We start from the raw sequence: 12,038 nt of genomic DNA, 5'->3' as shown, positions 1-12,038 counted from the left end.
CTCAGGCCGCCGCGGCGGTGGCGCCCGCGTTGAGGGCCCGCAGCCGGGCGGCCTCCGGGGGTGCGGGCGGGATCTCCGCCGTCATGAACCGGACGAACTCGGCCTCGTCCGCGATACGGAAGGCCGCGTTGTGCCGCTTCTCGAACCCGATCGTCGACATCGGCTTGCCACTCAGGCGGCGGCCGCAAACCGAGCCTGCAAAGGCGCCCGGCAGAACCTCCACATAGTCTGGCAGGTCCTTGAGCCGCTGGATGCTCCGGAACAGGTCGCGTGCTCCCTGCTCGGCGCTGGAGGCGAGCTCCGTCCGTCCGAGATCGCCCACCATCAGCGTGTGTCCGGTCAGCACGAACCAAGGCTCGTCGGCGCGGGTACGGTCGCTGACCAGCAGGCACAGGTGCTCGGGAGTGTGCCCCGGCGTGTGCATAACGGTGACGACGACGTTGCCGAGCGGCAGGACGTCGTTGTCCCGGACGGCATGAAAGGGAAACGCCACGTCCACCTGGGACGAGAGGACGTAGGCTGCTCCCGTGGCCTCCGCGAGCTGGCGGCCTGAAGAGACATGATCGGCATGGATGTGCGTGTCGACCACGAACTTGATACGCATCCCGGTTTCCTCGGAGGCTCGCAGGTAGGGTTCGACGCCGCCGACGGGATCGACCACGGCTCCGCTTGCGTGGCCGCCGCAGCCGAACAGGTAGGAGATCCCGATGGGATCATGGTGCAGGAACGGACGGAGGATCATGGGACGCTCTCCTTATTCAAACCCTCAGAATGATATGCCCCAGGCGCGTGGTTTCTCCACGCCGTCAGCTCATGCCGTATCGTGGTTCCCCGCTGACGCGTCGATGAGGAGCAGGGAGCCTGCGGCTTCGGTATCAGGACGGTCAGCGTCGGCCACGCTGCTCCAGCGGCCACCTGTCTCGCGGTTTTGTGTCGGCAGGGCCCTTTCCCTGGCGCCGCAAATCTGAGATTTTCGCTGCATGAAGCCGTGGCTCGCCATCACACGTCTGCTCTCAATCCTCGCGATCGTGGGGATCGTGCTTGCCCCGTTCACTGCCCCCGCGGTGGCCGGAGGGATGGCTGCGCCCGTGGCAATGACGGACACCGGGATGGACATGGCGTCCTCGGATGACGGCATGACGATGGCGGACATGCCTTGCTGCCCGCCCGAGAAGCCGGCCATGCCGGACTGCCAGAAGGCCTGTCCGCTCGCGACCCTGTGCTTGGCCAAGCTCGTCCAGGGCATCCTGCCCGTCGGTGAGGTGTCCGCCCGTCTGGGCATCGCCGTGGCACTGCTCCCCGGGAACGACGCGGCCCCGGACACGCTGTTGCCTCTTCCGCCGCCCCGACCTCCGCAAGCCTGAGATCAACCCCGGCCCAAGGGCCGGATGATGCCGCGTGGCTTTTGCCACGCGGTCGACGGATCGCATCCCGCGACCACCGTTGATTTCAGGAGAACACAGACAATGAAGACGTCTACGCTTTCGTGCGCCGTCGGGGCCGCGCTGCTTGGCCTTGCTCTCGTCGGACCTGCCAAGGCCGATCCCAAGGACTATGAATTCCAGCTCGTGCGGAAGGAAATGAAGGTGGGCGAGGCCGTCGTCGCGGCCCGCCTCGTCGACAAGCGCTCGGGCCAGCCCGTGCCGGACGCGGTGATCTTCGCCAAACGCATCGACATGGCCCCGGACGGCATGCCGACGATGGACTCTCCCATCGAGCAGGCACCGTCCACCGAGCCCGGCGTCTATCAGTTCAAGACCAGGCTGACGATGGCCGGCGGCTGGCAGCTTTCGCTCGGGGCCAAAGTCCAGGGCGAGGAGGGCACCGTCGAGAACAAGCTGGTCCTCAAGGCCACGAAATGAGTCGGGCCGCATGGATTGCCGGAACCCTCGCCGCACTCGCGGCGGGGGGAGGCGGCTATTGGGTAGGCCGGGACGGCCTTAGGCTGCCGGACATCGACATGCGGGCACTGATGTCGACGGTCCAGACGCAATTGGGTCTGGAGCAGCCGGCGGCTGCTCCGCGCTTCAAACCCACCAAGGCGTCAACCGGCCCGGTGATCTACTACCGGGACCCGGACGGGAAGCCGTTCTATTCATTGGAGCCGAAGCAGGCTGCGGACGGCCGGGACTACCGCCCAGTCCACGCGAGCGAGGACATCAGCTTCGATGGCGATCCTTCGCCTGTTGCGGAGGCCGCTCAGGGTGCGCCTCCATCAGGAGAGAAACGGGTGCTCTACTACCGCAACCCGATGGGTCTGCCAGACACCTCGCCGGTCCCGAAGAAGGACTCGATGGGGATGGACTACATCCCGGTCTACGAGGGCGAGACCGATGCATCGACGGTGACCGTCTCTCCGGGCAAGCTCCAGCGGACCGGGGTTCGGTCTGAGCCGGTCGAACGGCGGGTCCTGACCACGCCGGTGCGGGCCCCGGGAAGCCTGGATGAGGATGAACGCCGGATCTCGGTCGTGTCCATTCGCTCGGAGTCCTTCATCGAGGCTGTCGAGAACGTCACGACAGGCGACCACGTCCACAAGGGACAGCCCCTGTTCCGGCTCTACTCGCCCGACATCGCTGCCGCGGCGGCGCAATACCTCACCGCCGTCGGTTTCGAAGGGGCCCGGCGTCGTCTTGAGAACCTCGCCGTTCCGGCCGAGGTCATCAACGAGATCGAGCGCACCCGCAAGGTGCCTCTGACCATCACCTGGGCGGCTCCGCGCGACGGCATCGTCTTCGAGCGGAACGTCAGCGACGGCATGCGGGCCATGCCTGGCGATGTGCTCTTCCGCATCGTCGACCATTCGGCAATCTGGGTGCTTGCGGACGTCACCGAGCGCGATCTGTCCGGGATCAGGGAGGGGCAGTCCGCGACAGTCCGGGTCCGCAGCTTCCCCGGCCGCACGTTCACCGGGACGGTCACGCGGATTTATCCGCACCTGTCCATGGAGACCCGCACGGCCCGCGTCCGCATCGAGCTGGCCAACCCGGACGGTATCCTGCGTCCCGCCATGTACGCCGACGTGGAGTTCGCGACCGGGTCGCAGTCGCCCGTCGTGGCGGTGCCGGACAGCGCCGTGATCGACACCGGCACCCGCCAGATTGTGATCCTCGACAGGGGCGAGGGCAAGTTCGAGCCGCGCGAGGTCAAGGTCGGCGTGCGGGGATCCGGCTTCACCGAGGTCCGGGACGGCATCGCCGAGGGCGACAAGGTGGTGGTGGCCGCCAACTTCCTGATCGATGCCGAGAGCAACCTCAAGACTGCCCTCCAGGGCCTGGCCACTCCGGAGGCGACGCCATGATTGCCCGTCTCATCGCCTGGTCGGCCCGCAACCTGCTCCTAGTCCTCATCGGCGCAGCGTTTGCGGTCGCCGCGGGCGTCTACGCGCTTCGCACCCTGCCGCTCGATGCCATTCCCGATCTCTCGGACGTGCAGGTCATCGTCTACACCGACTACCCGGGGCAGGCGCCGCAGGTGGTTGAGGACCAAGTCACCTATCCGCTGACCACGTCGATGCTGACGGTGCCGAAATCCAAGGTCGTCCGCGGCTTCTCCTTCTTCGGGGTATCCTTCGTCTACGTGATCTTCGAGGACGGCACGGACCCGTACTGGGCCCGCAGCCGGGTGCTGGAACACCTGAACGCCGCCTCCCGCCGCCTGCCGACGGGCGTAACGCCGAGCCTAGGCCCTGACGCGACTGGCGTGGGCTGGGTCTACCAGTATGCGGTCATCGCCAAGGACATGACCCTGGCCGAACTGCGCTCCCTCCAAGATTGGGTCGTGCGCTATGCCGCCTCCAGGGCGGAGGGCGTCGCCGAGGTCGCCAGCGTCGGCGGCTTCGTCAAGCAGTACAACGTGGTCGTCGACCCACGCCGGCTGCGGGCCCAGGGCATCCCGCTCCAGAGGCTCCGGGATGCAATCCGCACCAGCAACATGGACGTCGGCGGCCGCACGGTCGAGCTGTCCGAGTTCGAGTTCATGGTCCGCGGCCGCGGCTACCTGAAGAGCATCCAGGACATCGAGGCCATCGTCCTCAAGACCGAGGCGGGCGTTCCCGTCCGCGTCGGCGACGTCGCCCGGGTCGAGCTCGGGCCCGATGAGCGCCGTGGCATCACGGAGTTGAACGGGGAAGGGGAAGTCGCCAGCGGCATCGTCCTGCAGCGGTTCGGGGCCAACGCCCTCAACGTGATCGACAGCGTCAAGGCCAAACTGTCCGAGATCACGGCCAGCCTCCCGAAGGGTACCGAGATCGTCCCGGTCTATGACCGCTCACAGTTGATCAACGAGGCTATCAAGACGCTTAAAGGCACTCTCGTCGAGGAGAGCATTGTCGTCGCGCTTGTGTGCATCGTGTTCCTCCTGCATGTGCGAAGCGCGCTCGTCGCCATCCTCATGCTCCCCGTCGGCATCCTGATGGCGTTCGGCGCCATGAGGCTGATGGGGCTCGGCTCCAACATCATGAGCCTGGGTGGCATCGCGATCGCCATCGGGGCGATGATCGACGCGGCCATCGTCATGATCGAGAACGCCCACAAGCACCTGGAACGGGCGCCCAAGGACAAGCCGCGGGTCGAGATCCTGATCAAGGCAGCGAGCGAGGTCGGCCCGGCCCTGTTCTTCAGCCTCCTGATCATCACGGTGTCGTTCCTGCCGATCTTCACCCTGGAGAGCCAGGAGGGGCGCCTGTTCGGCCCGCTCGCCTTCACCAAGACGTTCGCCATGGCGGCGGCAGCCCTGCTCTCCGTGACGCTGGTCCCGGCCCTGATGGTGATCTTCGTGCGCGGGCGGATCGTCCCGGAGCACCGGAATCCCATCAACCGCCTGCTGATCTGGATCTACCGACCCGTGATCTGGTGTGTACTCAGGGCCAAGACGCTGACCATCTTGGTCGCCCTCGTGGCCCTGGCGGCCACGGTCTGGCCGGCGCGCCAGCTCGGGTCCGAGTTCATGCCCGACCTTGACGAGGGCACGCTGATGTACATGCCGACGACCCTGCCGGGCCTGTCGGTGACCAAGGCGGCGGAACTCCTCCAGACACAGGACCGGATCATCAAGTCCTTCCCGGAAGTCGCCTCCGTCTACGGCAAGGCGGGACGGGCCGCGACGGCGACCGATCCCGCGCCGACCGAGATGTTCGAGACGATCATCAACCTCAAGCCGAAAAGCGAATGGCGGCCGGGCGTGACGCTGGCGAGCCTGAAAGCCGAGATGGACCAGGCCCTGCAATTTCCTGGCGTGTCGAACGCCTGGACGATGCCGATCCGCGCCCGTATCGACATGCTCTCGACCGGCATCCGCACGCCGGTGGGCATCAAGGTGTTCGGGACCGACCTCGCCGAGATGGAAAAGGCCGCCCGCCAAGTGGAGGCCGTGGTCAAGGCGGTGCCTGGCACCACCAGCGCCTACGCGGAGCGCGTGATCGGCGGCTACTACCTCGACGTCGTGCCCGACCGGATCGCTCTCGGCCGCTACGGGCTGACCATTGGCGACGTTCAGGACGTGATCGCGACCGCCATGGGCGGCGAGGTGATCACGACCACAGTCGAAGGCCGCGAGCGCTACGGCGTCACCATCCGCTACCCGCGCGACCTGCGCTCAGACCCACGGGCCATCGCGACCGAGGTGCAGGTCCCGCTGCCCGCGGGCGGCACCGTGCCGCTCGGTGAGGTGGCCGAGGTCAAGCTCACGCAGGGTGCGACCTCGATCCGCACGGAGAACGGGCAGCTCGCAGTCTACATCTTCGTCGACATCGCCGGCCGTGACCTTGGTGGCTACGTCGACGAGGCCCGGCAGGCGGTCACCAACGAGGTGAAGTTGCCGCCCGGGACGTACGTCCAGTGGAGCGGGCAGTTCGAGTACCTGGAGCGGGCGGAAGCGCGGCTAAAAATCGTGGTGCCGGTGACGCTCCTGATCATCTTCCTGCTGCTCTACCTTAACTTCCGCCGGATCACCGAAACCCTGATCGTGATGCTGTCGCTGCCCTTCGCTCTCGTCGGCGGCGTCTGGCTGATGTGGTGGCTCGGGTTCAACCTCTCGGTCGCGGTGGCCGTCGGGTTCATTGCGCTCGCCGGCGTCGCGGCCGAGACCGGGGTCGTCATGCTGATCTACCTCGACCAGGCGTTGGAGCACCTGAAGGCCGAGCGGGCAGCCCAAGAGCGTCGGTTCACCCGGGCCGATCTCTACGAGGCAATCATGGTCGGCGCGGTCGAGCGCGTCCGGCCCAAGATGATGACGGTGGTCGCGATCATGGCGGGCCTGCTGCCCATCCTGTGGAGCACGGGCACCGGATCCGAGGTCATGCAGCGGATCGCCGTGCCGATGATCGGAGGCATGGTCTCGTCGACGTTGCTGACCCTGATCGTGATCCCGGCAATCTACGGAATTGCCAAGGGACGCGGCCTTCCCAGGTGGGCTGACGCGGAGATCGGCGCCGATACGGATTTGGCGGAGAGCAAGCTGGCTGCGGAGTAATCAGGCCACGGCACGCGGCAGCATGGGAAAGGCTTATCCCGTTCGCCTGGCAGGAAGGCGGTTCGCCCAGGATTCGGTCCCTAGATCTTCCTCTCCATGAAAATCGTGATGGGCTGCAAGCTTAGGGGAACCGCTCGGAAAAGGGGGCCTTCGCGTGAAGCCAAAGGCCTCGTACAGCGCTATGGCGTCCGTCATAAACGTCACGGTTTCCAATCGCACACTAGCGTTTCCGTCCCCGCGCATTCGATCCAGGCAGGCGGTCATCAGGCCCTTCGCAACGCCTTTGCCTCTCGCCTCGGCGCGGACGTACATTTTCTGTAGTTCAGCAACACTGTCATCTGACTGCGAATAGCTAACCCATCCGGCAACATCTTTGTCCACGCGGGCTAAGAAGAATGCCGCGCCGCGCTGGCTGAACTTTTCCATCAGGGTTTCTACAGTGTGTCCGTAGTTGAATTCTATCAATTCAACATCGGGTACTCCGAACCTGCGGGACTGCTCGGCGTCCCATTGGCCCATGGCATTGATGAGCGCATGCGCCTCTTCAAAGTCATGCCGAGAGCTGATTGCGTTGATTTCCATGAAGCGGCCCTCCCAAAGGGGGCAACTGCCTAATGGCAGATCCTACCTTATCGCGCAGATTCGCTGAATTGCGTCGATCCGGGGGTGCCTCAGGCAGAGGTCTTGGCCTTGTGGTCCATGGACGATTTCCGCCTCTATCCCGTGACCTTGGATCCGACGGGATATGGCGCAGGTACCCGGCGGCGGTTTCGTCAGCCGAAAGGCTGGGCGAAGAGCACGGACAGGCAGCCCTTCCGACTGCGATGGCAGCGCTTGGAGGCGCAGCTACCCGCACCAGATCTCGATGGGGGCACTGCGGCCCCTCAGGTTGCGGGGGCCGACGGGCCGAAGGGCATCGATGGCGGACAGGTCGCCTGCCGCCTCGCGGGTCCTTGCCATGAAGGCCTCGCTGGCGACGACCCCGCAGCCCAGCTCACGCGTGATGCCCTGGAGGCGGCTGGCCGTGTTGACCGTGTCACCGACAACCGTGAACGCCATCGAGCGCTCCGAGCCGAGGTCACCCATGACGACCGGGCCGTAGTGAAGGCCGATGCCGATCCCGATGGCGTCCTGGCCACTCCGCGCACGCTCGTCGTTCCACCGTTCGACCTCAGCCAGCATGGCCTGGGCGCAGGCGAGCGCCCGGACGGCGTCGTCGGCAGCGGGATCGGGAACCCCGAACGTGACCAGGAGCGCATCGCCGATGAACTTGTCCAGGGTGCCGCCATGGGCGAAGACGACCTCCTCCATCCGGGCATGGAACCCGCGCAGGAGCTGCATGACCTCCTCGGGAGCAAGTTGCTCGGACAGTGTCGTGAAGCCCTTGATGTCGGCAAAGAGCACGGCCACCTCCTGCCGCCGATCCCCGCCGAATGGCTGGTCGGAACGGGCAAGCCGTTCCACCACGCGGGGCGAGAAGTAGCGCGCGAGGTTGGCTTGCCGGCGCTCGGCGCTGGCCCGGGTGAGCGCCAGGCGGCGTGAGCGTTCAACCGCCGCCGCGAGTGCTGCCGCTACCAGAAGCAGCACGAGAGCTTCGGTGTACCACTGCCCGATATGCACGAAGGCGAGATCGCGAAACGCCTCGACGGCGTTCGCGGCGAGGCTCCCCGACATGCTTGGGACGCCGATGCGGATGCCGGGGTCGAAGGCGGCAACGGCGAGGGGAATGGACCAACCCAGCACCGCACAGACCCCGGACCACAGCAGCAGGAGGGGATCGAGGGCAAAGGTGCGCAGGGCCAGCAGGAACACGAACCAGAGCACCAGGCCGCCCTTGAGGGTCACGGTGACCGGGATCGTGCCGTCGAGCCAGGGGTTGGGCAGGGCCAGGACGACCCCGAGGATGACGCTGTCGAGCAGGGCAAATGCCATGGCGATGCCGCGCGGATGGCGGTGTCGCTTCAGGATTGCGAACTCGGCCAGGCCGGAGGCGAGGACCGCTCCCACCGCCGCGAGGTTGAACACGGCCGCCCAGCCGACGTGGAATAGGTCGTGCCCGAGCCAAACGAAGGCTACGGCGAGAAGCACGATGCGGACCTTGGCGGCGAGGCGCAGCCCTTCCTGCTCTTCAAGGCGCAGAGAGGCGGCCACGCGATCCGGCAGGGGCGCGGCTCCGAACGTGCCCAGGAATGGCACCGCCCCGGCGAGATTAATCATTATGACTTCCTCACCTCATTCGCCTCTAGATCCATGGCTCCAGTACCTTCGATGGTATCTGAAGGTCGTGGTCTTCGTTCAGCTCTCGCCGGGCGGAATCTTCGATTGCATGGCGGCAAGGGCCCCAACGGCGCGAAGCCCTGAGCTAGCTGCGCACCCTCTTTGGCGCTGTGTCTCGATGTGCGGAACGGAGACCGACGGCTCCGAACTGGGAAGACGAGTGGAGGTCGATCGAGCCTGTGCCGCCACCGGTCTGAAGCCCCTCGATGATCGGGCACTCCGGGCGTGTGTCGCCATGGCAGTGCTTCGCGAGATGCTTGAGGGTTGCGGCCATCTCCTGCAGCTCGCGTGCTTTCCGCTCCAGAACCTCTACGTGCTCCAGGGCGATTCTCTTCACGTCGGTACTGGCCCGGTCACGGTCACGCCACAGGGCGACGAGTTCCGCGATCTGCTCGACGGAGAAGCCAAGGTCGCGGGCCCGCCGGATAAAGCCGAGGGTGGCGACGTCATTGTCTGAATACACGCGGTATCCCGCTTCGGTGCGCACTGTCTTCGGGATCAACCCGATCGACTCGTAGTAACGGATCATCTTGGCCGAGACACCTGAGGCTTCGGCGGCCTGTCCGATGTTCATGTCATACTCCCTCTATTCGGGCTGAGTTGTTTCAGTTCGTCGCGAGAGCGGGTGCAGTCGACGGGGTGGTGGCATCCGCGACCGGGGCTTGGAAGCCCCGAAGCCGCAGCGCATTGCCGAGGACGAACACGCTCGAGAGCGCCATGGCGGCGGCCGCCACGATTGGGGACAGCAAGGTTCCGTCAACCGGATAAAGGACACCGGCCGCCACAGGGATCAGCACCACGTTGTAGGCGAAGGCCCAGAACAGGTTCTGCTTGATGTTGCGGATTGTCGCTTTGGACAGGGCGATGGCGTTGGCGACGCCCCGCAGGTCGCCCGACATCAGCACTACGTCCGCACTTTCGATTGCGATGTCTGTGCCGGTGCCGATCGCAAGGCCGACATCCGCCTCGGCCAAGGCAGGAGCGTCATTGATGCCGTCGCCCACGAAGGCCACATGGCGTCCCCCCTCACGGAGGCGTTTGACCGCATCGACCTTGCCGTCGGGCAGGACCTCGGCCACGACCTCGTCGATGCCGACTTGGCGAGCGATGGCCTCCGCCGTTCGGCGATTATCCCCGGTGATCATCGCTACTTTCAACCCAAGGGCATGGAGGGCAGCAATAGCCTGGGGCGTCGACGACTTGATCGGGTCGGCGACCGCGATGACAGCGGCAAGCCTGCCGTCGATGGCCGCATAGAGCGGGCTCTTACCCTCACTGCCCAACCGGTCGGCGGATGTAGCGAAAGCCGCCACGTCGAAGCCGAGCTTCACCATGTAACGGTCGGCACCAACCTCGACCTTCCGGCCCAGGACGGTCGCCGTGACGCCATAGCCGGGAACCGCATCGAAGCCATCCACGGGAGCAAGATTTAGACCGCGGCGCTTGGCGGCTTCGACGATCGCCTCCGCGATCGGGTGTTCGGAGCGGGTCTCGACCGCCGCCACCAGACCGAGTACCTCAGCCTCGTCGAAGCCGGAGGCAACAATGAGATCGGTGAGCTCCGGACGGCCCTTGGTCAGGGTACCGGTTTTGTCGAGAGCCACGACTCCAACACCCTTTAGGCTCTGGAGCGCCTCGCCCTTGCGGAAGAGGACGCCCAGTTCGGCCCCGCGGCCGGTGCCGACCATGATGGAGGTCGGGGTGGCCAGGCCCATGGCGCACGGGCAGGCGATGATGAGGACGGCGACCGCATTGACCAGGGCGAAGGTCATGGCTGGGTCTGGCCCGAGGACCAACCAGCCAAGGAAGGTGAGGGTGGCCGCCGCCATCACAGCGGGCACGAACCACGCAGTCACCTTGTCAACAAGCGCCTGAATTGGAAGCTTGGACCCTTGCGCCTGTTCGACCATGCGGATGATCTGTGCGAGGACGGTGTCGGCCCCGACCTTGGTCGCCTTGAACGTGAAGCTGCCGGTCTTGTTGATCGTGCCGCCGACTACCTCGGCTCCTTCAGCCTTCTGCACGGGAACGGGTTCGCCCGTGATCATCGACTCGTCCACGAAGGATGATCCCTCAACCACTTCGCCGTCGACCGGGACCTTTTCTCCGGGGCGCACCTGCACGAGATCCCCGGCGCGTACCTGTTCGAGCGGGATCTCGACCGTGTTCCCGTCGCGAACGACGTAGGCGGTTTTGGCCTGTAGCCCCATCAGGCGCTTGATCGCCTCGGAAGTCCGACCCTTGGCCTTCGCCTCGAGCGTGCGGCCAAGCAGGATAAGAGTGACGATGACAGCGGCCGCCTCGTAATAGACGTTTACGGTGCCGGCGGGCAGGATCGCGGAGGCGAAGGTCGCGACAACCGAGTATCCATAGGCCGCTGTGGTCCCCAGAGCCACGAGCGAGTTCATGTCAGGCGCCAGGCGAAGCAGGGCAGGGATGCCCTTTTGAAAAAAGCGTAGGCCCGGTCCGAACAGGACAAGGGTCGTTAGTGCGAACTGTAGGTACCAGCTCTCACGATGCCCAATCGTCTCCATGACCCACTCGTGGATGCCTGGGATGAAGTGGGAGCCCATCTCCAGAGCAAACACCGGCAGGGTCAGGATTGCCGCCAAGGCAAGCGACCGCTTCAGTGCACTGTATTCCCGCTCGCGGTGTTCCCGCTCCCGGTCCGTCGCGGGCTCGTCGCCGATACGGCGGGCCTCATAACCAACTTTGCGGACAACCTGCTCCAGGATGGTCGGCGTCGCGACACTGGCGAGATGGCGGATGGTAGCCTTCTCTGTCGCCAGGTTGACCGAGGCCTGGAGTACACCCGGTGCCGCCTTGAGCGCCTTCTCGACGCGGCCCACGCACGAGGCGCAGGTCATGCCCTCAATGGCGAGTTCGGTTGTTTCCTCAGGCACGGAATAGCCAGCCTTCTCGATGGCTTGAGCCACTCCGGCCGCATCCATGGGACCGCGGAAGGTCACCTCGGCACGCTCGGTGGCGAGATTCACATTCGCCGCTGCAACCGTCGGCAGGCTCGTCAAAACCTTCTCGACCCGCCTGACGCACGAGGCACAGGTCATGCCCTCGACGGGCAGGGAGAGGGTCTCACCGACCTGATTCATGCGCTTTACAGTAGCTGTCGCCATCGCAGCGTCTCCTTGGAATACTCAGCTCAGGAGAGGTGTAATCCTTCCAATGATGGCAAGGTCAAGAGGCTTATTCAAGGGCCTGGCGCGCAACGAATCCAATCGGACAAGCCTCGCTGCATCACTGAGCTCCCGCTATGATCCAGCCACGGCTGT

Annotated in this window: 9 protein-coding genes; 4 read left to right on the top strand and 5 right to left on the bottom strand. The window is 65.5% G+C overall.

Features of this window, described 5'->3' with window-relative positions; translation table 11 throughout:
- Position 1: 1 nt before the first annotated feature.
- Positions 2-742: an MBL fold metallo-hydrolase gene (locus OCW50_RS08100; RefSeq protein ID WP_262297094.1), complete on the bottom strand. Its 741-nt coding sequence runs from the start codon at positions 740-742 to the stop codon at positions 2-4.
- A gap of 238 nt (positions 743-980) precedes the next feature.
- Between OCW50_RS08100 and OCW50_RS08095 the strand changes: the two genes are divergently transcribed.
- The 4 genes from OCW50_RS08095 (at position 981) to OCW50_RS08080 (ending at position 6,471) form a co-directional block, all read left to right on the top strand.
- Positions 981-1,364, top strand: coding sequence for a hypothetical protein (locus tag OCW50_RS08095; protein WP_262297093.1), 384 nt, complete (start codon positions 981-983; stop codon positions 1,362-1,364).
- 102 nt (positions 1,365-1,466) lie between these two features.
- On the top strand, positions 1,467-1,862 hold the full coding sequence (locus tag OCW50_RS08090; RefSeq protein ID WP_262297092.1) for a FixH family protein: 396 nt from the start codon (positions 1,467-1,469) through the stop codon (positions 1,860-1,862).
- Positions 1,859-3,301 carry an efflux RND transporter periplasmic adaptor subunit gene (locus OCW50_RS08085; protein WP_262297091.1) on the top strand — a complete coding sequence of 481 codons (1,443 nt, stop codon included), beginning with the start codon at positions 1,859-1,861 and terminating at the stop codon, positions 3,299-3,301. The genes OCW50_RS08090 and OCW50_RS08085 overlap by 4 nt, the downstream gene beginning before the upstream one ends.
- Positions 3,298-6,471, top strand: a complete 3,174-nt coding sequence (locus OCW50_RS08080) for an efflux RND transporter permease subunit (protein WP_262297090.1) — start codon at positions 3,298-3,300, stop codon at positions 6,469-6,471. Before OCW50_RS08085 ends, OCW50_RS08080 begins: the two co-directional genes overlap by 4 nt.
- Positions 6,472-6,504: 33 nt before the next feature.
- Here OCW50_RS08080 and OCW50_RS08075 read toward each other — a convergent pair whose 3' ends face one another.
- From OCW50_RS08075 to OCW50_RS08060, 4 genes are all read right to left on the bottom strand, one after another.
- Positions 6,505-7,053 (bottom strand): GNAT family N-acetyltransferase, encoded by a 549-nt coding sequence (locus OCW50_RS08075; protein WP_262297089.1) that lies wholly within the window; start codon positions 7,051-7,053, stop codon positions 6,505-6,507.
- 264 nt (positions 7,054-7,317) lie between these two features.
- Entirely contained in the window at positions 7,318-8,688 is a 1,371-nt protein-coding gene (locus tag OCW50_RS08070) for an adenylate/guanylate cyclase domain-containing protein (protein ID WP_262297088.1), read from the bottom strand.
- Between the two features lie 145 nt (positions 8,689-8,833).
- Positions 8,834-9,322, bottom strand: a complete 489-nt coding sequence (gene cueR / locus OCW50_RS08065) for a Cu(I)-responsive transcriptional regulator (protein WP_262297087.1) — start codon at positions 9,320-9,322, stop codon at positions 8,834-8,836.
- A gap of 31 nt (positions 9,323-9,353) precedes the next feature.
- Complete coding sequence (locus OCW50_RS08060; protein WP_444547390.1) at positions 9,354-11,816, bottom strand: heavy metal translocating P-type ATPase; 2,463 nt, start codon at positions 11,814-11,816, stop codon at positions 9,354-9,356.
- Positions 11,817-12,038: the final 222 nt, after the last annotated feature.

This window comes from Microvirga sesbaniae, from assembly GCF_025460805.1.
GTDB lineage: Bacteria > Pseudomonadota > Alphaproteobacteria > Rhizobiales > Beijerinckiaceae > Microvirga > Microvirga sesbaniae.
The sequence above is the reverse complement of the archived record's forward strand: the minus strand, read 5'-3'. Positions and strand labels throughout refer to the sequence as shown.